Source organism: Microbulbifer regidiadema (SeqCode), from assembly GCF_052467605.1.
In genome coordinates this window covers 714,840-737,588 of sequence record NZ_CP174316.1, presented here as the reverse complement: position 1 = coordinate 737,588, position 22,749 = coordinate 714,840, and the positions used below count along the sequence as shown (strand labels likewise).

Annotated in this window: 24 protein-coding genes and 1 riboswitch; of the genes, 3 read left to right on the top strand and 21 right to left on the bottom strand. The window is 47.4% G+C overall.

Going from position 1 to position 22,749, the window contains the following annotated elements:
* Positions 1-29: 29 nt before the first annotated feature.
* The 5 genes from ACJJIF_RS04040 to ACJJIF_RS04020 form a co-directional block, all read right to left on the bottom strand.
* A complete protein-coding gene (locus ACJJIF_RS04040; protein WP_444930961.1) occupies positions 30-482 on the bottom strand; it encodes a hypothetical protein in 453 nt (150 codons plus the stop codon).
* A gap of 140 nt (positions 483-622) precedes the next feature.
* Complete coding sequence (locus ACJJIF_RS04035) at positions 623-967, bottom strand: ribonuclease E inhibitor RraB (protein WP_444930960.1); 345 nt, start codon at positions 965-967, stop codon at positions 623-625.
* An 824-nt stretch (positions 968-1,791) separates the two neighbouring features.
* Positions 1,792-2,106 (bottom strand): hypothetical protein, encoded by a 315-nt coding sequence (locus tag ACJJIF_RS04030; protein WP_444930959.1) that lies wholly within the window; start codon positions 2,104-2,106, stop codon positions 1,792-1,794.
* 16 nt (positions 2,107-2,122) lie between these two features.
* The gene (locus ACJJIF_RS04025; protein ID WP_444930958.1) at positions 2,123-2,629 is read right to left on the bottom strand and encodes a hypothetical protein; all 507 of its coding nucleotides are present in this window, start codon (positions 2,627-2,629) and stop codon (positions 2,123-2,125) included.
* Between the two features lie 120 nt (positions 2,630-2,749).
* Positions 2,750-3,100: a hypothetical protein gene (locus ACJJIF_RS04020; RefSeq protein ID WP_299589350.1), complete on the bottom strand. Its 351-nt coding sequence runs from the start codon at positions 3,098-3,100 to the stop codon at positions 2,750-2,752.
* A 945-nt stretch (positions 3,101-4,045) separates the two neighbouring features.
* Between ACJJIF_RS04020 and tnpC the strand changes: the two genes are divergently transcribed.
* On the top strand, positions 4,046-5,482 hold the full coding sequence (gene tnpC, locus ACJJIF_RS04015) for an IS66 family transposase (RefSeq protein WP_444930957.1): 1,437 nt from the start codon (positions 4,046-4,048) through the stop codon (positions 5,480-5,482).
* A gap of 30 nt (positions 5,483-5,512) precedes the next feature.
* Here the strand turns inward: tnpC and ACJJIF_RS04010 are convergent, their stop codons facing one another.
* Genes ACJJIF_RS04010 through ACJJIF_RS03965 form a run of 10 tightly spaced genes read right to left on the bottom strand, consistent with a single transcriptional unit; the run spans position 5,513 to position 15,264 of the window.
* Positions 5,513-6,406, bottom strand: coding sequence for a cobalamin-binding protein (locus ACJJIF_RS04010; protein ID WP_444930956.1), 894 nt, complete (start codon positions 6,404-6,406; stop codon positions 5,513-5,515).
* Positions 6,407-6,425: 19 nt separating this feature from the next.
* Positions 6,426-7,247, bottom strand: a complete 822-nt coding sequence (gene cobS / locus ACJJIF_RS04005) for an adenosylcobinamide-GDP ribazoletransferase (RefSeq protein WP_444930955.1) — start codon at positions 7,245-7,247, stop codon at positions 6,426-6,428.
* Positions 7,231-7,836 carry a histidine phosphatase family protein gene (locus ACJJIF_RS04000; protein WP_444930954.1) on the bottom strand — a complete coding sequence of 202 codons (606 nt, stop codon included), beginning with the start codon at positions 7,834-7,836 and terminating at the stop codon, positions 7,231-7,233. Before ACJJIF_RS04000 ends, cobS begins: the two co-directional genes overlap by 17 nt.
* Positions 7,826-8,875 carry a nicotinate-nucleotide--dimethylbenzimidazole phosphoribosyltransferase gene (cobT, locus tag ACJJIF_RS03995; protein ID WP_444930953.1) on the bottom strand — a complete coding sequence of 350 codons (1,050 nt, stop codon included), beginning with the start codon at positions 8,873-8,875 and terminating at the stop codon, positions 7,826-7,828. The genes ACJJIF_RS04000 and cobT overlap by 11 nt, the downstream gene beginning before the upstream one ends.
* A 17-nt stretch (positions 8,876-8,892) precedes the next feature.
* Complete coding sequence (gene cobU / locus ACJJIF_RS03990; RefSeq protein ID WP_444930952.1) at positions 8,893-9,441, bottom strand: bifunctional adenosylcobinamide kinase/adenosylcobinamide-phosphate guanylyltransferase; 549 nt, start codon at positions 9,439-9,441, stop codon at positions 8,893-8,895.
* Entirely contained in the window at positions 9,434-10,216 is a 783-nt protein-coding gene (locus tag ACJJIF_RS03985) for a heme ABC transporter ATP-binding protein (protein ID WP_444930951.1), read from the bottom strand. Before ACJJIF_RS03985 ends, cobU begins: the two co-directional genes overlap by 8 nt.
* On the bottom strand, positions 10,216-11,238 hold the full coding sequence (locus ACJJIF_RS03980) for a FecCD family ABC transporter permease (RefSeq protein WP_444930950.1): 1,023 nt from the start codon (positions 11,236-11,238) through the stop codon (positions 10,216-10,218). Before ACJJIF_RS03980 ends, ACJJIF_RS03985 begins: the two co-directional genes overlap by 1 nt.
* On the bottom strand, positions 11,235-12,743 hold the full coding sequence (locus tag ACJJIF_RS03975) for a cobyric acid synthase (protein WP_444930949.1): 1,509 nt from the start codon (positions 12,741-12,743) through the stop codon (positions 11,235-11,237). The genes ACJJIF_RS03980 and ACJJIF_RS03975 overlap by 4 nt, the downstream gene beginning before the upstream one ends.
* Before the next feature lie 12 nt (positions 12,744-12,755).
* The gene (cobO, locus tag ACJJIF_RS03970; protein ID WP_444930948.1) at positions 12,756-13,370 is read right to left on the bottom strand and encodes a cob(I)yrinic acid a,c-diamide adenosyltransferase; all 615 of its coding nucleotides are present in this window, start codon (positions 13,368-13,370) and stop codon (positions 12,756-12,758) included.
* Positions 13,371-13,407: 37 nt separating this feature from the next.
* Complete coding sequence (locus ACJJIF_RS03965) at positions 13,408-15,264, bottom strand: TonB-dependent receptor plug domain-containing protein (protein WP_444930947.1); 1,857 nt, start codon at positions 15,262-15,264, stop codon at positions 13,408-13,410.
* A gap of 103 nt (positions 15,265-15,367) precedes the next feature.
* Positions 15,368-15,515, bottom strand: a riboswitch (cobalamin riboswitch).
* Between the two features lie 398 nt (positions 15,516-15,913).
* Here ACJJIF_RS03965 and ACJJIF_RS03960 point away from each other — a divergent pair.
* The gene (locus ACJJIF_RS03960) at positions 15,914-16,285 is read left to right on the top strand and encodes a BlaI/MecI/CopY family transcriptional regulator (protein WP_444930946.1); all 372 of its coding nucleotides are present in this window, start codon (positions 15,914-15,916) and stop codon (positions 16,283-16,285) included.
* Complete coding sequence (locus ACJJIF_RS03955) at positions 16,278-17,489, top strand: M56 family metallopeptidase (RefSeq protein ID WP_444930945.1); 1,212 nt, start codon at positions 16,278-16,280, stop codon at positions 17,487-17,489. The genes ACJJIF_RS03960 and ACJJIF_RS03955 overlap by 8 nt, the downstream gene beginning before the upstream one ends.
* Before the next feature lie 275 nt (positions 17,490-17,764).
* Here the strand turns inward: ACJJIF_RS03955 and ACJJIF_RS03950 are convergent, their stop codons facing one another.
* From ACJJIF_RS03950 to ACJJIF_RS03925, 6 genes are all read right to left on the bottom strand, one after another.
* Complete coding sequence (locus tag ACJJIF_RS03950; protein WP_444930944.1) at positions 17,765-18,373, bottom strand: SMI1/KNR4 family protein; 609 nt, start codon at positions 18,371-18,373, stop codon at positions 17,765-17,767.
* Positions 18,374-18,461: 88 nt separating this feature from the next.
* Positions 18,462-19,088, bottom strand: a complete 627-nt coding sequence (locus ACJJIF_RS03945; RefSeq protein WP_444930943.1) for a LysE family translocator — start codon at positions 19,086-19,088, stop codon at positions 18,462-18,464.
* Between the two features lie 51 nt (positions 19,089-19,139).
* Positions 19,140-19,826: an RDD family protein gene (locus ACJJIF_RS03940; RefSeq protein ID WP_444930942.1), complete on the bottom strand. Its 687-nt coding sequence runs from the start codon at positions 19,824-19,826 to the stop codon at positions 19,140-19,142.
* 362 nt (positions 19,827-20,188) lie between these two features.
* Positions 20,189-20,437 carry a DUF1428 domain-containing protein gene (locus ACJJIF_RS03935; RefSeq protein WP_444930941.1) on the bottom strand — a complete coding sequence of 83 codons (249 nt, stop codon included), beginning with the start codon at positions 20,435-20,437 and terminating at the stop codon, positions 20,189-20,191.
* 207 nt (positions 20,438-20,644) lie between these two features.
* Complete coding sequence (locus ACJJIF_RS03930; RefSeq protein ID WP_444930940.1) at positions 20,645-21,133, bottom strand: protein-tyrosine phosphatase family protein; 489 nt, start codon at positions 21,131-21,133, stop codon at positions 20,645-20,647.
* Positions 21,134-21,471: 338 nt separating this feature from the next.
* Positions 21,472-22,413: an SPFH domain-containing protein gene (locus ACJJIF_RS03925; RefSeq protein WP_444930939.1), complete on the bottom strand. Its 942-nt coding sequence runs from the start codon at positions 22,411-22,413 to the stop codon at positions 21,472-21,474.
* Positions 22,414-22,749 lie beyond the last annotated feature (336 nt).

Genomic DNA, 22,749 nt, shown 5'->3' with positions numbered 1-22,749 from the left:
CCAGGGCCGGAACGAACTGCCTTGCTTTGTTAAAACTCTACACCCAGGAGCCTTGCCATTTCCCGGTTGTATAGAGTTACAAAATAGGGGTTTCTGATATACGCCCCGACTATCAAACCAAATTCAGATGGTTCGTCGCCAGTAATGATATCATCCGGATACTTGTATTCTCCTAAAACACTACAGCACCGTAAACTCCAGTATCTATCTTGAACGAATACTTTGGCAATCTTTGAAACTTGTTTTTCATCTAAACCATAGACAGTTAACACACCGTCAATTTCAAAGACCCAGATAAAGCCAACTCTATTTTTCTGAAAGTCATCCCTCGCCGATTTCAGCGCATATCTTTGCGCAATATCCGGGCGGCTCACGTAGCTGACAATTTCGTGACTTTTTTCAAGCTCAGAGTATGCCAAGAAAATTACCATAAAAAGCAACGCCACACCTAGGATAGATATATTGAGGTAAGACTTACTCATAGTTTTAACTCCGCCGGCAGGGGCAGCTTACCTTGTGCGCTTTTTGCGCGAAAATGGGAGCGTAGCGACCCGCGCAAAACGTGCACAAGGTAAGCTGTCCCGTGGAGGGACGCAGGCCCGGAGCAAATTGCCCGGCTTTGTTAGGTACCATTTTGTGCGATGCAGCCCCAGCCATCAATTTCAATACCGTAGAGCTCTGCGATACAGGTCATAAAACCGGAAACACAAAGCAGAATATTCTGTGTTACCGGCATGTCGATCAGAACTTGCACCATGTACTGATCCTCTTCAAGGATGACGCTCGCTCTTCCATACTGGAAATCTTGCAGAAAGCCAGCGACCGTATCGGCTTTTTCCTTACTAGGGCACTTGAATGTGAAATCGACTTCTCTAAATTTGGTGAAGTCATCTCCATTACTATCCAAGCTCCGAAGCACATCTGTATCAGCTTCCGTAGCTTCTATTAGTTTTGATATTACTGACATGCTTGTGTACCTAACGCCTTTGTAACGGGCAGCTTTGCTGCGAAGCAGCGCTTAAAGCTGTCCAGCCCGAAGGGCGATCGTTGACAAACTTGTTATGTGTTTGCACTACGACCCCCAACTATTGCGAACCAAAAAAACGCTACTCCTGCTAATACAACCGAAAGTGCCGTGTGGTTTGGCTCTATGCTGCGTATATAAATCAAAGGCGAACCAGCCATCGCCAATGAAACAAATAGGTATGCAAGTTGCGGCCACCTTTTTGTACCGTTCATATTCTTCCGCCAGGCATTCAACAACAGAGTGCCAGCCAGAATGAAAACGATCATGAATACTTCAAATATTCCCATATATCTCTACTACACATAACGTTGCCAGCAAGGGCAGCCGAAGCGGAGCGTAGGCTGTCCAGCCCAGCCCAGCCCCCGGCGGGGCGATCTTGCCTGGCCTGGTTATAGCTGGCGCGCACTGAACGACCTACTCGCTCTCTGCCAGCCAACTTTGGCTGGCCACTGCCCGATAAATTTACGGGGAAAAGTAACATACTTTCCCCACCAATTAACTATCTGACTGGCACTCTACAATGCGGCAGCTAACTTGCAGAACTTGTTGACCTAAAACGAAGGCACTTGAACGAAACTGCAGTACCAGTTTGCAGGAGAGCTCTCTGGTGAAGTGTGTTCAGGTAGAGATTGTTACTTGCAGCAACTACAAACTATCTAAAAATTGACCGCCACAATAACGCTAAGCTTTGGGGCGGACTGCGCAGCAGGCCGTCCCAGCAGCCGAAGGCTGTGACAACAGCGCCTTGTTAAACGTTTCAGCTCTCATAATAGCGCCGCAACAATTAAGGTTGTAAATATAAATGCTATAGGCGCCACGCCCGCTAAACCCCAGCCATATTTTTGAGCGATAGAGTTGTTTTTGGCTGCTTGGCCTTTGCTAATGGCAATGCAACCTGCAATTAGTGAAACTGTAGAAAAACCCATAAGCCAAAACGGCCCAGTAACAACCGCCCAAAAGGCTGCGGTGTTTAGAGCAGGAATAATTGCATGCTCAGGAAGTTCTCCCCTACCTAAAACCACTGTTACCACTAAAAATAACATGGTGGCCCAGCTTATTGATACTACGGTTCTTTCCATATTTACGTTTAACGCCTCAAGAACCGGCGGCGTTTTCGCCGTCCGTGTTGCTTGATTTGTTAGGTTCTAGCTCGCTAATTCTTTCATTTATTTCAGCTATTTTTTCAGAAGGTGAAGCGCTTGTATCTATTGCCTGAACAACAGATAAACCTTTAAACATGTGATAGATACAACCCATAAAGCCAACGACACCCAAAACAGGAATTACTGATCCGAAACATAGACCAAGTGCAAGCCAAATAAGTCCTTTGTACAGCGAGCGTAGACTCTTATAAATAGATCCAGTAATAACATAGTTAGCAAATGGAATATTTTTGTCCTGATGTGCTTTTAGACCGATATACTTGTCACGGAGGGTTTTCAAATAGTGAATTTCATTTTTCTCAGACCTCTGCGAAATTATCCTGCTAGATAGAAATGTAATTTTTTGCCCCAACAAAAGCACAAGCCAAAATAAACCAGAGCCCAACGCTCCCTGAATAATTAATGGCCACTCTATAATTATAGTTAATATGTCACTCACATAAGACTCCATTTGGTGAACTTGGGAACCTAACGACTACAACAGGGGCGGCTGGAGCGTAGCGTAGGTCGTCCCGCGAAGGGCCAAGGGCCCGTAGCAGCCTGCTTGTAATTGTTATGTTTAACTTCCAAAGGCCGACCACCATTCACTAAATACGATCACACCACACAATAAAGTAAGCCAAACCCAAATTGGGAGCACTCTACTTAATTTTGCTTTCCTTAATTTCGGTGGATCTTTGTGAAACACGAAAATATATTTATCTCCTTCAGGGTATTGCTCTAGGTATTCACCTACTTCTTGAGCATATTTTTCCGGGATTAAACTTATATTTTCATACTCGACTCCGTTCAATTTGTATTTGGCTCTTTGAGCCTTAAATTCATCTACGCTCTCGTCCATATTTTCTATATTGAATCTGGGATCATCACCAGAGATACCATACTCGAATCTTCTATATTTTGGAGCCATAACTCTTTCTCAAAACATAACAGTGTATTCAAAAGCAGCTGCATTATATCACCTGTCAACATACCTCAGGAACAGGAAATCAAAAAACATATATAAATCAAACAGTTAACCGACTCTAGCATAAAAATACCCAAGTGGATATATTGCACCTGCACTATATCTTGTTATTTTGCTGATTTTGATCACAGGCGAAAACCATTCAAAATCAATAAGTTAACGCCTGTATTGGTGTGGATATGTGCAGCTGCTTTTGATCTTCGACATTAGTAATCCAGAAAACAGTAAAAGAAAGCGTTATGGATGACATTCCCTCTAACCTACCCTCTAAATCAGAGCATTTTCTGGATATTTTGCGTCAGCACACCCCCCAAACAGGCACTATCGCACCAGATGCAATAAACTTACACCATTGAACAAAGAGATTTGTTCGCTTTAATCGACTGAAGCATCCTGCTGATATGGGGCGACTGGAGTTGACTTGCTCCTCACTCATCTTACTGTTCAGGGGCTCTGCACAACCAATATACAAAGAGGGGGGTATTGAATCCGGGAGCACTTAATCGATATCAACCGGTTTAGACGCTGCTTAAATCAACCTATCGCTTACCAAGCCAATACTAAAAATAACTGTATAGGCAGATTTCGGGAAGGTCGATTTAAGCCTCAAGCTTTTGAAGGCTATCAACAGATAACGTAACTACTCACCCCTAACTGCCACCTCACCAAAAAAACTATCAAATTTTTTAAAGCAAAGAAATAAACAGCCTTACATAGCGATACTGAGCCTTCTAGAAGGTCCTCCCTCCCAACCCCTAAAGCAAAGAAACAGAAAAGCTGAGACAAATGCTCTAAGCAAACTCGCTTTATTGTTATCCGCAACGATCTGAGACACGCCAAAATTTGTGATATCCTACACCTTCGAGATAACGGGTTCACTTTTCGGTTATGGCCAACATTAACAAAACTTCTGTGCGCGAGGAAATGGATCGCCTAAAAGCCGAGTTCCAGCGCCAGTGTGCCGAGAAGTTGTTAAGCCAGGAAAGTCGTCTGCTGCTGCTGCAAAGCGTGTTTACTCTGCTAGAGTTGATACTCGCCATTTTTCTGGAGAAAAAAACGGCCAAGACGAATAAAAACTCCAGCAAGCCATCCTCCCAAACGGACAAAGATGAATCCGCATTGCCCCATAAAGGCAGTAAGGGGAAAGGGAAAACAGAAGCCGTTCAGGCCGCTGACAACCATCGCATCACAGAAACTATCTCCATCAGCGAAGTCCGCTACTGCAGTGACTGCGGCGAAGACCTAACAAGCGTCCCGTGCTTAAGTCATGAACGACGCACTCGTATTGATATTCAGTTTGAAAAAGTAGTCGAGCATGTCGATGCCGAAGTAAAAGCCTGCCCCACTTGCACCCATACCGTGAAAGGCGAGTTCCCTGCCGATATGGTGGGACCATTGCAATACGGCAATGGCCTGAAAGCCTACGCGATCAACCTGTTAGTCTGTCAAATGATCGCCTTAAATCGGGTGCAGAAGGCGGTTAAAGCCATGATCGGGCAAGTGATCTCAGAAGCTACTCTGTTGAAATTTGTACTGCGACTACATGAAGCCCTGGCGGACTGGGAGCAATCAGCTCTTGAGGAATTATTGCAAAATCCCTCGCTCAATGTAGATGAAACCTCCCTGAGGGTCGAGCAAAAGAATCATTGGATTCATGTGTATGCCTCCGGAGATATTACCCTCAAGTTTTTACACCGAAGTCGCGGTAAGGAAGCAATTGAACACATTGATATCATACCACGCTATGGGGGCGTCATTATTCATGACTGCTGGGCCTCGTATTTGTCTTATACCCACTGTGGGCATGGCCTGTGTGGCTCGCATTTGTTGCGTGAATTGACCTTTATCGTTGATGCCAATGGGTATGAGTGGGCGAATGATATGAAACGCTTACTGCAAGCCACCTGCAAAACAGTCTCGGTGAGAAAACGCAAAAAACTGATTAAAAAGGAATACGCTGTTCTGCAACAGCAGTATCGGGAAATTATTGCTAGAGGTGAGCAGGAATTACCCGAGATTCCAGCTAAACCCAAAGGCCAGCGCGGCAAAATGGCGAAGACCGATGCGCATAATCTATGGGAACGCTTGAAAAATTACGAAATGGCGGTTTTATTGTTTGCCAAAGAGAGCCACGTCTCCTTTACCAACAATCGTGCGGAAAGGGACCTGCGCATGTCAAAGGTTAAGCAAAAAGTATCTGGTTGTTTTCGATCGGCACACTATGCACGGGCCTATTGTCGCATTTCGAGCTATTTACAAACTATGGCTAACAAAGGCCACAACCCTTTGATTGCAATTCAGATGGCGCTTTCGGGCCGTATTTAAATCGGTAGGGGGTGAGTAGTTACCAGATAACTAACCTTTTCCTCGCACTCGATTCAAATCATCACAAACCATCTCCATGCCATCCAGCACCCGAAAAGTATGTCGCTGAATAATATCCGGTGGTATATGGAATAGATTTCCCTCTTTAACCGCATCAATCCTTGGGTAATCTTCCCAAGTGTCCAGCCAGTCTGGCCGCTCCTCTCCCATTCCGCTGGCGATAATAACTTTCGGGTCTCTATTGAGTACCGATTCAATACTAATCTTCGGGGCCAATACCAGTGCATCTGCAAATATATTACGGCCGCCGCAGGTCTCAATAACATCACTGATTAAATGATCGCCGTTAAGTGTTTGCAGTGGCTCGTTCCAAACCTGATAAAAAACACTTACCGAATCCAGATTTTTATGATTGACCTGGAGCTCAGTCAGGCGCTCAAGCCATGTCTCAGCAGACTTATCCGCATAGTCACTTGTACCGGCAAGTTTACCGAAACTCTGTACATTCGCGGCAATATCTTCAAGAGTGTGAGATTCAGATACAAAAACCGTAAAACCCAGGTCCTCCAGTTTACTAACCATCTGATTGCCATTCCCCGAGCCCCAGGCAACAATCAAGTCGGGATTTAACAACAATAAACGCTCGTAATTTACCGCTTTATAGTTACCTACCTCCGGTAACTGCTTGGCTTGTTCGGGGTAATCGCTATAGCTTACTGCGGCAATAAGCTTATCCCCCGCCCCGGCACTGTAAAAGTTCTCAACAATATTTGGTGCTAGCGCGACAATGCGCTCTGCCGGTGCGGAAAGCTCAACCCATTGGCCCCGGGCATCCTCTACCCGCACGGGTTCATCTGCCCAAATCTTAGTCGCCCATAACAAGCTTAAGGCTAAAACTACATGGATAATGCTGCTTCGAGACATCTCTTTAACTCAGCTATAACTAATTCACACTGGCAACCACTGCCACCCACAAAACCAATATCGACAGTTCACTTATCTCGACTAAGCCGCCCAAGCAATCGCCCGTATAACCGCCGATAGTTTTCTCCCACAAGTGCCGCCAGAATAAGATCAGCGTGAACAAAGTGCAGACAATACCTATGGCCACTGATAGTGGCACCACTATACAGCTAATAGCTACTACGACTGCAACTACCGGCAACAGGTCCCATCGGCGCTTTGTACCAGAGGGGGGCACATGGCCCTCCACACGTGCATATTCTGAAATTCCCATTAAAGCCAGTGCCGCAGCCCTGGCCAGCATAGGTGAGAGTAGCAAAGGTAAATAGACCCAAACATTTACTGTTACGGGGTTTATCGTCTCAAGTAGCGCTGCAACTGCAGCAAACTTGATCAGTAGAAAAACAACAACAGCAGCCACAGCAATAGAGCCACAGTGGGGATCGTGCATCACTCTCAAAATATGCTGACGTTGCTCTTCAGGATCGGCACATTTATGTCCAGCAAAGTAGGCATCAGTACAGTCAGCAAGGCCGTCGAGGTGCAGTGCACCTGTCAGGACAACCCAGAAACCTAACAGTATTGCGGCTTGCAACTGAGTACCTAAAGGAGTCAGAAGATAGGCGGCCCCGGATAACAGTACACCAATCACCACTCCAACCAGAGGGTAAAAATAAATCGACCTCTTCACCGTTTTCTTGTCCACTTGGCGCAGCAAGCCAGCCACCGGCAGCCGGGTAAGAAACACTAGCGCATACAGAAATGCCTGGGATAGGTCGTACAACTTACGGGCAATAAACATAAGCTGACTGCTCTGGGTAGGAAACGGTAAAGGTCTTATTGCCTAAGTCGTATCTCAGCGATGCAGCAAATCCGTAGCTGATTTGCAGAGAAATCATTTTAACTGGGAGCCAGTTATTCGCATACGCGAGTAACAACTTGATCACACCACCGTGAGTAACGAGTAGCAGGGTCTCTCCCGAATATTGCTTGGCCAGATTATCAATCGCTTGAAGAACTCTGGATCGAAATGCGGCAAAGGGCTCACCTCCTGGAGGTGCGTGCTTTTCTGGGTCACGCCCCCAGGCTTCGCACAGTGCTCGCTGCTCAGTCCAGATTTTATCAACTGACTGCCCTTCCCAATCCCCGAAACCAATTTCCCGGATACCAGGAGCTTCACTTATCGGCAATTTTTTCTCTCGGGCGAGCTGAGTGGCAAAGTGTTGGCAGCGCTGCAAAGGCGAAGTGACAACTCGGTCCCAGGAACCATCAAGCTCGGCAAGCCCCCGCAACATCTGCTCCCTACCCTCATAGGTTAAGGGCACATCGATCTGGCCGCGAAAGATATTTCCACCTTCACAGGCACCGTGTCGTAAAAGATCAATCCGCAACTGGCACCCCTGCCTCACTGAAAGTGAACATTTTGTTATGCAGGTTGAGCGCCTGCTTGATAATACTAATAGCCAATACCGCACCTGTGCCCTCGCCCAAGCGCATATTGAAACTCAGCAATGGCTTCACCCCCATGCACTCAAGGGCCAATTGGTGACCAGCCTCATCAGAGAGGTGGGCATAAAGTAACCAGGGTTTCACTGATGGATTAATCGCACCGGCAATAGCTGCGGCGGCAGTCGCCATAAACCCATCAACCAATACGGGGACACCGCGCTGGGCGCTGGCGATAAATGCTCCGGTTAGGGCTGCAATCTCAAAACCACCCAAAGTTTGCAGAATAGTGAGTGGCGAACGCAGCGCTGCCTGATGCTGTTCCAGGGCCGATTCAATCAGTTCCACCTTGCGGGCGAGTACTGCATCATCGATACCTGTACCGCGCCCTGTAATCTCAGCAACTTCCAATTCAAACAAGGCGGCAAAAATTGCAGCGGCGGAAGTGGTATTGCCTATTCCCATATCACCGCCGATAAAACAATCTGCATCGGTAGACTGACGACGCCCAGCATTAAGGGCAAGAGCCAGCTGCGTCTGGGTCATGGCTGGATTGCCTCGGGAGAAATCCGCAGTAGAGGGGGCTATAACTTCATCAATCAGGTCAGGGTGTTCTACCGGGACCACACACCCCAGATTAATTGCGGCAAAGTCTGCATTCTGCTCGCGGCTCAACACATTGATAGCCGCCCCACCCTCGCAAAATAGTTTCAGCATTACAGAAGTCACTGCCTGAGGAAATCGTGAGGTTCCCCGAGCTGCAATACCGTGATCCGCACCGAATACCCGCACAGACAAATTATCCAGCTGGGGGTTCTCCCGCCCCTGGAATCCGGCGAAATCTATCGCAATATTCTCAAGCCGGCCAAGCGCACCTTGCGGCTTGATCAATTGCTTCTGGCGAGCAATAGCGGCAGTGCGAGCACTTTGCTCCGGGATTGGTGCGGGCTTATCGAGCCAACTGAGTTCACCTGTCATAATCATAAGTCTCAGAGGCTCCTTTACTTTACAGTGAGTGGCAAACCGGCAATTGCCAAGGTAACGCTATCAGCTCGCTCGGCTAATGCCTGATGAAGCCAGCCCGCCGCATCTACAAATTCCCGCGACAACTGCCCAAGGGGCACAATGCCCGAGCCGACTTCATTACTGACAAAAATCCAAGGGGAGGCATTACTGCTGCCATCAGTACACCTTTCATCGATACAGCGCAATAGCGCGTCCCGCTCACACTCCCAGGCGCCCTGGTGCAGGCAGTTGCTCAACCACAAAGTGAGACAGTCCACCAGTACACAGTGGGATTTTGGCGTTGCGAGCAAAGCCTCTGCCAGTGCAATAGGCTCTTCCAGGGTCTGCCAGCGATGATCCCGGTCTTCCCGGTGGCGAGCAATACGGGTAGACATTTCTTTATCCCCTGCAGTGGCCGTCGCCAGGTAGGTAAGCCCACCATCGCTATTGCTGTTTAGCCACTGTTCCGCACGCTGCTGCGCGAGCCGACTCTTCCCGCTGCGCGCACCACCCAGTATCAGGTGTACATCACTGGCACTAGACATCAGCAATCACCAGAGACTTGCCTGTTATCGGGTGCGGCATCACGGTGACACTATAGCCGTAAAGCTGTTGCATATTTTCTGCAGTCAATACGGCCTCTGGGCTTCCGTAGGCCATACTGCGCCCCTGCTTTAAGGCGAGAATTCTGTCGCTATAGCCGCTGGCATGGGCCAGGTCGTGGACCGTCATTACCACGGATACGCCACTTCGCGCGAAGTCTCTTACCGCTCTCATCATTCCATATTGGTGGGCTATATCCAGACTGACTGCGGGCTCATCTAATAAAAGGAGCCGCTCCCCCCCGTCCTCTGCCCGCCAAATCTGCGCTATCACCCGAGCCAGTTGCAAGCGTTGCTGCTCACCGCCGGATAATGTTGGGTACAGGCGCTCAGAAAAATGACTGACATCCAGCGCTGCCATAGCTTCCAGGCAAATTTCCCGGTCCCGGTCAGTGCCGGTGGAATGCGGTGTTCGACTGAGAGCGACCAATTCCAGTCCAGTAAAGGCAAATGTCAGAGGGTTATTTTGCGGCAGGACGGCAACTTGCCTGGCTCGATTGCGGGCGGACAACTTTGAAAAAGGGTTGCCTTTAAAGTGGACCTGCCCGGAATCCATCTTGATTTCACCGCAAAGGGCACGCAGTAGAGTCGATTTACCCGCACCATTGGGGCCAATCACACAAACCAGCTCGCCGGCATTCACTTCCAGATTGATATCTCGCAGCAGCGGTCGATTATCAACGCTGACCGTAACTCCCTCCGCCTGTAGCAGGGCCATTAAATCGCCCCCCTACTTTTACGCAACAAGGACACAAAGAAAGGTACGCCAATCAGTGCGGTGATCAGCCCTACTGGGATCTCCACCGGGGCAATAATGGTTCGCGCCAGGGTATCGGAAACTAGCAATAAACTGGCTCCGGCCAAGGCAGAAAGCGGCAATAGTTGTCGGTGGTCAGGCCCTACCCATAAACGCACTATATGGGGCACTACCAGCCCCACAAAAGCAATACTGCCAGCCACAGCAACCGAAGTGCCCACCCCAGCTGCAACGAGCACTATCAGACGGGTTTTTACCCGCTCTACATCAATACCCAGGTGCCGCGCTTGGGACTCCCCCAACAAAAGAACATTTAGTGAGGTCCCGAAGCGGGACATACTGGCAAGCAAAGCGCCCAGCACGGCCAAAACCAGAAAAGCGCGAGGATAGCTCGCTGCATCCAGTCCCCCCATAAGCCACAGGCTCATACGGCGCAGGGTGTCATTATCGGCAAAGTACTCCATTAGCCCGATCAGACTTGCGGAAAAAGCGGTGACGGCAATCCCCATTAGCAACATGGTGGCCACGGAAGTGCCATTAATACTTTTCGCCACTTTGTAGACCAGTGTCACTGCCAACAGACCGCTGCAAAAAGCAGCTATGGATACAACGGGCAAACTTCCGAAGGCACTAGCGACTTCCACTCCTAGCAGGATGGCCAAACAAGCCCCGAGGGAAGCCCCTGCGGTAACACCAATTAGGGATGGGTCAGCTAGAGGGTTTCGAAATAAGCCCTGCAACATTGCCCCACAAATGGCGAGCACAGCGCCTACTCCAGCGGCCAACAGTGCCCTTGGCAATCGTATTGCCTGAACAATTTGTCCGGCGAGCCCACTGTCACTCTGGCCACTGATCGCGGCAAATAATTGTGAGGGTGAGAGGTACACCGCACCTATCGCTATAGCAGCAGAAAAACTAAGGGCAAGTACTGCGGGCAGTGACCACCAGGCAACACTTAAAGCTTTGATACGGGTGACCGTCACTGGCTGTCCCCTTGCGATACTGCCGCACCTTTAGCCCCCTCAAATTGCTTGAGCCAGTTTCCCTGTATATTTTCGCCAATAGTCTCCGCCAGCCGATCCAACTGTTGCTGGCGCTGCTCACCGACATCCAGCGGTGCAGAGTCTTTTAATCCACCCCAGGCAAGTAATTCACTCAGTGCCTCGGGTGAATCAAACAGTCCATGTACATAGGTAGCCAATATCTGCCTATCAGCACTAATCGCACCATCGGGCCTCAGGTTTCCGTTCTTATCGCGGATATACACGGCCGGATTTTGCAGAGCTGTACCCTCTGTTCTACCACAGTGAATTTCGTAACCTTGGACAGGAGCGCCTTCTTTTACTTCATTTCCCGAAGCCAAAAGGCCGGTAATATTTGTCAATGCTTTGACTGGCTGCAAGCGAGTTGTGTAGTCCAGATAGCCCAAGCCCAGTTCACTCCCGGGGGTATCTTCTATTCCATCCGGGTCTTGCACTTCTTTCCCCAGCATCTGCAAGCCACCGCAAATACCCATAAGCTTGCCACCGTAGCGCAGATGCCGGTCCAACTGTACGGGCCAATCGTTTTCTTTTAAATAGGCCAAATCTGCCCGCACATTCTTACTACCAGGAAGAATAATCCAGTCGCACTGAGGGATTGGTTCGCGCACACTGACAAATTGCAGGTCGATATCCGGGTGCAACCTCAACGCATCAAAATCTGTATGGTTGCTAATGCGCGGCAATACCGGTACGACCACTTTCAATCGGGCATCAACACCACTCTGCTGGGTGCTAATGGCATCCTCCGCATCAAGATAGAGATCGTGGAGATAGGGCAAGACTCCGAGAACTGGCTTGCCGGTATACTCCTCCAACCAATCGAGACCCGGCTGAAGTAATTGCAGATCGCCGCGAAACCGGTTGATCACAAAACCAACAACACGCTCGCGCTCTGAGGGCGATAGCAGTTCGAGGGTTCCCACCAAGTGGGCGAAAACACCTCCGCGATCGATATCGGCAATCAGTACAACCGGGCAATCAACGGCCTCGGCAAAGCCCATATTGGCGATATCATTTTCCCGCAGATTGATTTCTGCCGGGCTGCCAGCGCCTTCAACTAACACCAGCTCATATTGATCATCGAGCCGTGCGAAGGAATCCAGCACCGCAGTTTGTGCGGTAGATTTATAGTGGTGATAATCCAGAGCCTGCATGTTCCCCAGCACCTTGCCCTGAATAATGACCTGGGCTCCGATATCTGAGGCGGGCTTGAGTAGCACCGGATTCATATCGCTGTGGGGATCAATACCGCAAGCTTGGGCTTGCAGTGCCTGTGCCCGCCCTATTTCACCGCCATCCGCCGTTACCGCACTGTTGAGTGCCATATTTTGCGGTTTAAATGGTGCAACACTGACTCCGCGCTGAGCAAAGTAACGAGCGAGCCCCGCCACCAAAGTACTCTTGCCGGCATCGGAGGTGGTGCCCTGAATCATCAACACGGACATAGTGAAAACAACCTAGTAATCTACGCCTTTGCGGGCTTTGATGCCCACTTTATAAGCGTGCTTGATATCTTTAACCTCAGATACCGTATCGACGAGCGCTTGTAGTGCGCTGCCACCGCCGCGACCAGTCACCACCACACTCTGCTCCGGCGGACGCTGGGCAAGAGCCTCCAATACCATGGGCTCATCCAGATATTTATAAGCGAGCATATAAGTCAACTCATCCAATACCACCAAGTCATAGCTGGTATCGGTGAGCATTTTCTCTGCCTCTGCCCAGGTCCTCTCTGCGGCGGCAATATCGCTGGTGCGATCTTGGGTATTCCAGGTAAAACCGGTACCCATTTGGTAGAGGGTAACTTCCGGGCAGTGGTTTTTAAGAAAGAGTTCTTCCCCAGACTGCTGTGCGCCTTTAATAAATTGCACTACGCCCACTTTCTGACCGTACCCCAGTGCGCGTATGACCATGCCGAAAGCTGAGCTCGACTTACCTTTGCCATTACCGGTAAGCAGGACAGCAACACCACGCTGGATATCGGCTGCGGCAATACTGGCGTCAACCTTTTCCTTGTGTTTTTGCATTGCCTGCTTGTGCTTGGCATTTCGTTTTTGCTCATCTGCCGACATGGTCACCTCAGTTCAAAAATCTATTCAGGAGAGTGCTTTAGAAGCTAAATTCCACACCGGCATAACCAGCAAGGCCCGCCGTGTTATAGCCAGAGGCTTCCACATAGTCATCATCGGTGAGGTTTTCACCGCGAACAAATACCGTAGTGGAATCATTCAGTTGATAACGGACACTGGCATCCAGGACCTGATAATTATCCAGGGAGGAGCCATCACTATCTACAACATCTGCGCTGGCACGCAGGTTCACGGCAAGGCTTAGGGCACTGATGGGCTTGTAAGTGAAGCCGAGGTTAGCCAGGTGCTTGGGGCTGCGGGCACGGGGTGAGTCATCGGCTGTTTCAGCATCGGTGTAGGTGTAGTTGGCAGAAAGTAACAGGCTGTCGGACAACTGTGTTTCCGCGACAAACTCTACACCCTGAGACTCACTTTCCCCACTACTCTGCAGGTAACCCGTATAGCCGACCATATCGAAGCCGATTTCATTCTCGATAACTTGCTTGAACAGCACGAGCTCTAGATAGAGGGCATTTTCACCAAAGTACTCAACACCGAGATCCAGACCTCGGCTCTCTTCCGGCTTAAGGGATGGCAACTCCAACGGGGTAAAGGTCACCCAATCGAATGCATTGGTGTTGTAGTTAATTTCATACAAGCTGGGAGCCCGGAAGCCAGTACCATAACTGCTCTTTATCTTTACAGTACCGTTGGCAACCTCCTCAAACAGATAGGCCGAGCTGACGCGAAAGCTGTTGTAGCTGCCAAAATCTGAATTGTTGTCATGGCGAAGGCCAAGGGTAATATAGGCTTGGTCGGCATAGCTGCCCTGATATTCAGAGTAAACTGCCCACTGATCCCGCTCCTGCCCCCCCACAGTATCTTCGCGATGCTCCACCCCGTAAACTACCGCGTGTTCGCGACTAAACCCGTGAGAACCCGTGAAGTTCAGCTTTTCGATATCACCTTCCGCTTCATAGGAGACCACGCCTTCACTGATATAGGTGCGCTGCAAATCAGAGCGTGTATAAGCTAACTCCTGCTGACCCTCTTCTCCTTTACGAGCCAGGCTGACACGAGTACTTTCCTGGCTGAAATCAAAGTTACAATCATCCTGAGTGGGCCAGCCACAGCGGTCATACTCACCAGACGCGTCGATATCCCGCGCAACGGCCTCCAGTCGCCACTGCTCAGATATATTCCAACCTACACGGCCATGTAAGGTTTCATTGTCGTAACCATCGTCATCGTGCAAGTCCGTATCATAGCTGCTGGTATTAAAACCATCGGTTTCCACCGCCGCCGCAGAAACAAAGTAATCCAGCGTATCATTGGCTCCGCTGGCACTGGCATTGTAGCGCTCAGTATCGTAACTCCCCCCCTCGGCGGACAGCTCAAAGCGCTGTCCTTGATCTTCACGACGAGTTGAGATATCCAGTACGCCACCCGCATCGGCCCCGTAGAGCATCCCCTGCGGACCGCGCAGTAGTTCCACACGCTGCAAATTGCTGCTCATAATATGTTCAATATGAGCGCCGCCCTGGGTGCCGGTGGGGTCAGAAATATCAATACCGTCTATTCGCACCAGTGTTCTAAAGCCGGACTCCCCGCGCACTCTTAGCGAGGTTGCCTTGCCCATACCCCCGTTATTGCTAACAGATACAGACGGTACACTGCGTAGCACATCAGCCAGTGAGGCCAGCCCGCGTGCTTTCAGCTGCTCTTCATCCAATATCGTTACGGAAGTAGCTACTTGGCGCAGCGGCTCACCCTGGCGCGAGCTCACCACAACCACAGTTTCCAGGTCTGGAATTGATGATTCGGTATCGGTAGATTCGCCAAAAGCCGGCACGCTCGCGGCTGATAATACAGCCAAGCTCAATAAAGATTTTTTCAAGTTTCAACCCCTAAGACAAAAGCAGATGGGATCGAGGGAGGAATAGCAATACGGCACGCAAAAGCGCGAAAGGTCGTATTGCGAGATGGTAGCCCTCCGCTCCATCGTGTTTCGAAAAGAGGCCGGTATCGGGCTTACCACTCAAAATACAGGCGGATCACCGTTGCGGGGGCAGCGCCGGAATACCGGACTTCCCGTTTAACCTTCTCAGCCCATCCAGGGCAGAAGGCACCTCTTATCGTGGTCGCGAAACTAGTGGAAAGGTACCGGAAAGTCAACAGAAGCCAAAAAGCCCCCTATATCGCGTCATAAGTAATTAGACGCTAGGCTCTGGAGCCATTCTCCGAGGTAAGCCCCTTCCATTTCAAATACAAAAACTAATTCGGGTTAAGTGAAGATCAGTGAGTTTTTTAGACGAGATTCAACAACTATTTTTCTACGGAGAAAGAAAGCACTACCGATAATTAAAAATCACGCCAACCTATCCCCCGGTGGAACCGGGCATAGCAAATTTAATAAAAATTCATTTATCCCTCATCCTGCTAAAAATACAAAGCACAACTGTCACCCTAAGGCAAATTTTTACTTGACCGGCAAAAACTACAAGTGTAGTCTTTGTGGCTAACAGTGTAGTTAAAAGGTTATCAGTATGATTGTTTCAGCTTCAGAGCAGGTAATCCTTGAGGTTCTATGGAAGGACCACCCTCTTACAGTGGGGCAGATTATTGAACGGGTACAGGAAACTTCTGACTGGCACCCAAATACCATAAAAACCATGCTAAGCAGACTGGTAACAAAGGGGTCACTTGAGAGAAGCAAAGATGGCAAGCGCTATTTTTACTCTCCCGCTATTTCAAGGGATGATGTTGTTGAGGAGGAAACGAAGGGGCTCCTGTCACGTTTTTTCAATGGGAAAATGGCTCCTTTACTTGCACACTTCGCCCAGCATAAAAAGATATCGGCTCAAGATCTAAAAGAGATTGAAGAAATCTTAGATAAACTGAAGAATAAAAATGATTGAGTGGTTATATAGAACATCAGTTGAAATCACTCTACTCATTGGCTTGGTTCTACTGCTAAAGGGTTTGGTCCGACGTTATCTGGGTGCACAGATAGCATTTCTACTCTGGCTAATCCCTTTAGCTAGGTGCTTTATGTGGCAAAAACCTGAAGTCGAAATTGCACTAATAGAGTATCAAGCCTTTTCATCTGATCAAATCTCAATAACGATATTTCCCAATCCAAATGTTGCGGCCCTTTCTCCTGACCTTTATTTGATCTGGGTCTGGTTGGTCGGCCTCTCCATCTGGACGGGTTATAGACTCTTTTCTATATACGCGCTTAAAATTCATTTAAACCAAAATCGACAACCTACCCTCACCGAAGAGATTATCAATATATATAAACCCTTAGCACTGAAAGCCCATAACATATATAAAACACAGATACCATCTGCTCCATTTGTTACAGGGCTATTCAAGCCCACTGTATACTTACCGGATGACTTCCATTCACGATACAACAAAATTCAGCAACGCTGCATTCTAGCCCATGAACTCTCTCACATAGAACGTAAGGATTTATGGATCCAATTAATCTACGAAATTGTCCGCGCTGTATTTTGGTTCAACCCATTAATTCATATAGTCGGCCCAATAATCCGAGAAGACCAGGAGCTGGCATGTGACCACCGGACACTAAAAAATAGCAGTAACGACGAGCGCTTAGAATATGGTCGCGCGCTAACAGAACGTTTGCACGTGAACATCCTCCCCGCCACTATGGCATTCTTATTAAACCAAAAAGAGAGATTTATTATGCTTGAAAAACACCACAGCTCAACTGTAAAAACGACAGCGGGTGCCCTCCTTGTTCTTACAGTCGGATTTATTGCTCTAACCCAGACACCACATGTAGTTGCCGATGATTCATCCTGGCCAAAGGAAACCATGCAACTTAACTTTGAGGACATCCCACTAAGTGAAATGACCAGAATGATTTTCAACTTTGCCCAACAAGATGTCGTCGGCATTGAGCAGCTATCAAATCAAAAGGTTACACTCAGAATTGACTCTGTAAAGCCCTACCATGCCGCAAATACACTATTGAAGTGCTATGGGTTTAAAATGGAACAGCGCAATAACTACTATGCAATAATTCAAGATTATCCAGACAAAAATAATTACGATTCACCCAAAGACTGCATCAAGGCAAAACTTGACTAGAGCAAGCAACAACTTCTACCAGACAGAATAACTTAAGGTACCTCTGAGTATACTAACTCGCGAGTCAGGCGTACTTTTATCATACAAAGCACTAATTGTGCTTGACCAACTTGATGGTAGATATCCAACCCCCATAGGCAATATATCGATATATGCAGAGCAACCCACAACGTGGATTACCAGCAATATTCAATTGAAATTTTAGATAAGCGAACATATGAAAATAAGACCACCTAGAGAGATTCTGAGACATTACAGAATTCTCCAGAGACTTCCTAGCTATTATCAAATGACACAAGCCAATCTTTGTAATATTTATCTGCATATTGGCGAAAGAATGGAAACAGCCAAGATGCACTTCTATCATTGAGGTTAAACCCACTTTCATCATCAATAATTACATCATCATCAACTATTCCTGTAAGTGCATGATGTAAAGCTGAAGCGCACAGTAGAAATTGCCCGATGGAGTCTGCTATAGGCCTAAAGTCCCACTCTCCAGCCCCATGCATGGCACGGTATACCGTTGAATGTCTGCCACCTTCGGCCAAATCAACAATGATGGGATCTGCTCCCTCATCCGCAAATAAGAACCAGGTTTTATCCCAGTGAGATATCGGCTTATTTTCAACCGGGTTGTAGTTATATCCATTCATCAGCCATGACAAACGCCCTGCACTATATAGATCAAGGGGGTTTCCCACACACTCAAAAAATTGGCTATGGGCTGGTGCATAGCTGACAATGTACTCTTGAAATTCCTCAGGAAAAATCACATTCCCTTCCTGTTGCAATTTAGAGTATAGAGAACCCCCTCCCCCCTGAAAGCCAAAATCTGCTTTTGTAAAACTACCAATTAACTCGATATAGTCTTTAATATTCATATAGTGGAACTCCTATCACTACTTATCAACCCATTTAAAACCAGGCAACTACGCCAACAGTGTACTTAACTCCCTTACACACCCCTATCTATCTTGACGTACCAACTAAAGCACAGCCAGCACCCACAAAAGTTGAGCCGAGTAGTCGGCTAAAAAACCGGCTTGAAGTAAAGTTTCTCGACCTTATCTTGGCACCCCCGGCCAGCAACATATAGCAAAATAAACAACTAAAAGATAATGCCATAAAGCTGAAAACCAGCAGTATAAACTGAGGCAATAGCGGGCCTGACAATGAGATAAACTGTGGGAAAAGTGCGGTTGTGAAAATAATTGCCTTGGGGTTAGTTAAGGCAATGGAGACCCCTTGTATATAAAAGCTCAATAATCCACGTTGATTATTACAAGGGATCTGCGTGGATTCCATTCGCCCTATACCATTTCTCCAAAGCTTAACACCCATATAGATTAGATAGCCAGCGCCCAGGAGCTTTACTACTGTAAACGCTATTGAGGAATTTAGGACAATCGTACTCAACCCAATAACAGAGAGTCCGGACATTACCAACAGCCCAGAGATGTTGCCCAAAGCTGTAAGCACTCCCGCTCTGACACCGGCAGACAGGGTGTTGATAGAAACCAGTAGTGCCGCAGGCCCCGGAGTAGCGGTTGCCAAAAGAGCAATTGAACAAAAAGCCAGCCAATTTTCAAGCGTCATTAGATGCACCTTAAACAACCATTACTAAACCTGAAGAAAAACTACAACATCTCAGCCGATCAACCTTATTCTTCGCGCGCCATATAAACGGCCAGCCCATCCCGCCCAGGGAAGCACAAAAACCAAAACCCAAAAGAGTACGCCCAAAAACAAGTGGACTGTATCTTCAGCACTATTACAAACCTGTTTGGATGCACATAAATCCGACACTGAAATAACAGCAATCGCAGATATAGCCAAAGAAGAACTGATTACATACATAACCGCTACTATCAATCTCCGAGTCTTTCCAGGATATTCATACTCATATGATTCAGTACGTTCCTCAAGCACTTCATAGCTTGGCAACAAAGCCGGGGCCTTAACAACCACTAACGACATAGAAATAAAATCATGTAGCGCCTGATATTTTTTTGAGGTAAGAACAAAGATTAATGAAGGAACTCCCAAAAGCAATTTAAACAACGTTCTGATTATTGCCTGAACGATATTGATCCTTTTATCACTTGCTATTTTACGGATACGAACACCCACAAGATGATGCCCAACACTCCCTCCAGTTAAGGAGACCAATACCGGCTCAAATAATACAATCAACAGCAAAATTAAAACTGATTGATATACTTCATTTGTGAAGTCTATACTCGTACCAATAGCTATCGAGAGAACAGTAACGGCAATCAGCACTAAAGAATCAATCATCAACGCTCTAAATCTTCTGGAAAGTTTCGGGTACATATTAACTACAGTCTTTGTTTGCAGAATTTCTCGGGAATGCATCTCTATATATCAGATTTCTATATTCCCCTAAAGCTATTTCAGCATACCGATGCTTAAAAAATCACCTTTATGGAAGTTGTAACTCACTATCCGTACGATGGTACCTCTCGAACCTATCCCTATGATTTTGAGCCGCCACACAAAACTAATACAGGAGCTATACGACCAAGAAATACTCTTTCTTTTAAGCCGTGATAGCTCCCGAACATAGCTTACTATTCATCCAGAATGACACTAAACCCACCATAAATCATTCGCTTGCCATCAAATGGCATGGGATTATGTTCTGGATGCATCCTGGGGTCATCAACAATCGCTCGCTAGGCAGAGTTTCGGACTTTTTTAGATGGCCAGATAATCCAGGAGAAGACCACGGTTTCATCTTCAGCGCATTTTACAGCGATGGGAAAAGAGGTTATTTCACCTTGTGGGATATCATCACCCCAGGCTTCTACAACCCTTAGCGCACCCTGCTCTTTAAATACCTCCGCAGCAATTTTTGCATGCCTAATATAATCATCTATATTCGCTGTAGGCACAGCGGTGACAACCCCATCTACATAAGACATTATTATAACCCTCCAGATTGACCTTGAATTTAAATACCAACTCTAGATTAGGTGCGGGTAACGGCCTTTAACCCTCCAGTTTTCCTCTATGTAACACAACGTCAAAAGATATTCTTCTGCATTCTTTCAACACAATCCAAATCTAGACAATTTGACACAGACTTATCCAATAAACTTTCTATCAATACTCCTTCGCTCAGCTGAAGATCATATGGAACCCAGCTCATAATCACAGATAAAATCATATTGCTCTTGTGTATCAGGAACTGGAACACCTCTCGCAGCGCTTACTGTGTCAATGGCCTCCTGAGAGGCAACGCCCTCTTTAACCAAAAGGCAAGATGCAACCATCCCCGTACGACCAATGCCCGCGCGGCAGTGAACAGCAATCTTGCTACCCAGCGTCAGCAGACCATAGAGCTGATCAAGTAAAGCGCCAAATGGAACTGATGCAGGAAGTCCTCGGTCCCGAATACTATGGCGGATAAACTTTATTCCGTACTTTTTTAAAATCTCTCCCTCAGACTTCAATCCAAGCTCACTCTCCTCAGACTCCTCAAGGAGAGAGACAACCGTATCCACGCCCTCTGAAATAAAATGCCGAACATCATCCTCCAAATAATCACTCGATGGCTTTGGCATCACGTACAATTTTCCTGCTCCAATTGTGCAAACGGAATATATATTTGGAATCATAAAAAGGCCTCCAATATAGAGCTGACTGAGCACACTTGGAGTACCTCAATAGCTCGAAAATACCTGTGAAGATTCTGAGGGTTAAATATTAGACACAGATTATTATAAATGTCCACAGGACATAACAAAACCTGTAATTTGAAGGCTATAGAGCCCCTGAATAGCTCTTTGATGCCTCTGAGCCTCAGAGCAGTCACAAGCAAGGCGCGGCTTTGTAGGGATGCCTAGAGTAACACTGAGTGTGAACCACCCTGAAAGGTCCACAGATATATTATGGAATGATTCAGAGGTTCCCAATGCACCCTTCTTCAAAGATTCAAGTAAGCCTGACACTCCTGTTAGGCAGGCTGAGGCTCTCTTTGCGGGGATGACCGTTTTGCGACAGTAATGGATTTGTCCGGTATCGGTAGAGCAATCGATGGCTGTTGCTGTGCCTGACTAGCGGCCATTACCATAGTGTTACCATGGCGAGCAGCGGTGACAAGCGCATCATTATCTGCAATCGCACTTAAAAAACGCAATGCTTCATCGGCACTAGTACCGGCTTTGACCAGAACCTTAATGGCCTCGGCGGCACTTTCAGCGTACATCCGCCGCGCCTCCCCCATCATTTTCATACGAATCTTCACAGACTGGCCATCTGCCTTAGCTTTACCTGCTTCGCGCTCCCGAATTGCCTCAGCTTCATAAGCTGCGGCCTGCCTTTCACGCTGCATCTCTATAACTTTATTTGCCTGAATCTCTACTGATTTGGGTAGACGCGGTTCACCTGATAGCACATCGATAATCTGAACTCCAAAACAATGGAAGAAATGACGAAGCTGTTCTTTAGCCTTGTCAGCTATCTGGTCTTTGTTATTGTAGACATCTTCAAGCTTGATACTATTGGCAATTGGAATAGCGATATCTGTTACAATAGACTTTAGCTGTGCTTGATAATCTTCCAATTCATATAGTGCCTTATGCGCAAGATGCACATCGGTGGTTATCTGGTGCTGCACTTTGAGAACCAAACCAAAAGTGACATGATTACTCGTTTTAAGGGTAAGTTCTACAGGCACTTCATTCAAGGCTGTAGAGGCTTTCTTGTCAACCCAGGACAAAAAAGGCACAATCAGGTTGAGACCAGGAGTCGCCGTTTTCCAGTATGCACCCAAAAACAATACAAAGTGATATTGTCTAGGCTCTACAATAACGATGGCTTTGGCAAGTAAAACAACCACTACCACTGCAAATACAGGTGACCACACTAAAAAGCTTTCAAAATCTTGTCCAAACATACTCTAGCATTCCTAACCAGGAAGATTATTCCATAGCATAAAGTCAAACGCTCAAAAAATAAGGCTGAAATTATACCCTTAGAGTCACCGCCAAAAAGGTTCCAGAAATCCACTTAAAAAACCTTTTACCAACCAATTGTGAAAACAAATCCTGCCAGACAGCGCAACCAGTCTATAGCCATATTTTTTAGCCTATAATCACCGAAAAATCATATTACTCTTACACGTCAGAAACTGCCCCCTCCTTTTTAGCCTAAGGGCAAGTTGTAACCATACCCGCACGATCAGCAACCGTGTGATAATAAACGGCAATATTATTAGGCAATACAAGTAGAC

Coding starts and splice junctions, on each gene's coding strand:
- cobT (WP_444930953.1), bottom strand. CDS start 8,875: ATGATTATGACAGGTGAACTCAGTTGGCTCGATAAGCCCGCACCAATC.
- cobS (WP_444930955.1), bottom strand. CDS start 7,247: ATGTTTATTGCCCGTAAGTTGTACGACCTATCCCAGGCATTTCTGTAT.
- ACJJIF_RS03950 (WP_444930944.1), bottom strand. CDS start 18,373: ATGAATATTAAAGACTATATCGAGTTAATTGGTAGTTTTACAAAAGCA.
- ACJJIF_RS04035 (WP_444930960.1), bottom strand. CDS start 967: ATGTCAGTAATATCAAAACTAATAGAAGCTACGGAAGCTGATACAGAT.
- cobU (WP_444930952.1), bottom strand. CDS start 9,441: ATGTCTAGTGCCAGTGATGTACACCTGATACTGGGTGGTGCGCGCAGC.
- ACJJIF_RS03945 (WP_444930943.1), bottom strand. CDS start 19,088: ATGACGCTTGAAAATTGGCTGGCTTTTTGTTCAATTGCTCTTTTGGCA.
- ACJJIF_RS03940 (WP_444930942.1), bottom strand. CDS start 19,826: ATGTACCCGAAACTTTCCAGAAGATTTAGAGCGTTGATGATTGATTCT.
- ACJJIF_RS03925 (WP_444930939.1), bottom strand. CDS start 22,413: ATGTTTGGACAAGATTTTGAAAGCTTTTTAGTGTGGTCACCTGTATTT.
- ACJJIF_RS03935 (WP_444930941.1), bottom strand. CDS start 20,437: ATGTCTTATGTAGATGGGGTTGTCACCGCTGTGCCTACAGCGAATATA.
- ACJJIF_RS03975 (WP_444930949.1), bottom strand. CDS start 12,743: ATGTCCGTGTTGATGATTCAGGGCACCACCTCCGATGCCGGCAAGAGT.
- ACJJIF_RS03930 (WP_444930940.1), bottom strand. CDS start 21,133: ATGATTCCAAATATATATTCCGTTTGCACAATTGGAGCAGGAAAATTG.
- cobO (WP_444930948.1), bottom strand. CDS start 13,370: ATGTCGGCAGATGAGCAAAAACGAAATGCCAAGCACAAGCAGGCAATG.
- ACJJIF_RS04020 (WP_299589350.1), bottom strand. CDS start 3,100: ATGGCTCCAAAATATAGAAGATTCGAGTATGGTATCTCTGGTGATGAT.
- ACJJIF_RS04010 (WP_444930956.1), bottom strand. CDS start 6,406: ATGTCTCGAAGCAGCATTATCCATGTAGTTTTAGCCTTAAGCTTGTTA.
- ACJJIF_RS03985 (WP_444930951.1), bottom strand. CDS start 10,216: ATGGCCCTGCTACAGGCGGAGGGAGTTACGGTCAGCGTTGATAATCGA.
- ACJJIF_RS04040 (WP_444930961.1), bottom strand. CDS start 482: ATGAGTAAGTCTTACCTCAATATATCTATCCTAGGTGTGGCGTTGCTT.
- tnpC (WP_444930957.1), top strand. CDS start 4,046: ATGGCCAACATTAACAAAACTTCTGTGCGCGAGGAAATGGATCGCCTA.
- ACJJIF_RS03960 (WP_444930946.1), top strand. CDS start 15,914: ATGATTGTTTCAGCTTCAGAGCAGGTAATCCTTGAGGTTCTATGGAAG.
- ACJJIF_RS04030 (WP_444930959.1), bottom strand. CDS start 2,106: ATGGAAAGAACCGTAGTATCAATAAGCTGGGCCACCATGTTATTTTTA.
- ACJJIF_RS03955 (WP_444930945.1), top strand. CDS start 16,278: ATGATTGAGTGGTTATATAGAACATCAGTTGAAATCACTCTACTCATT.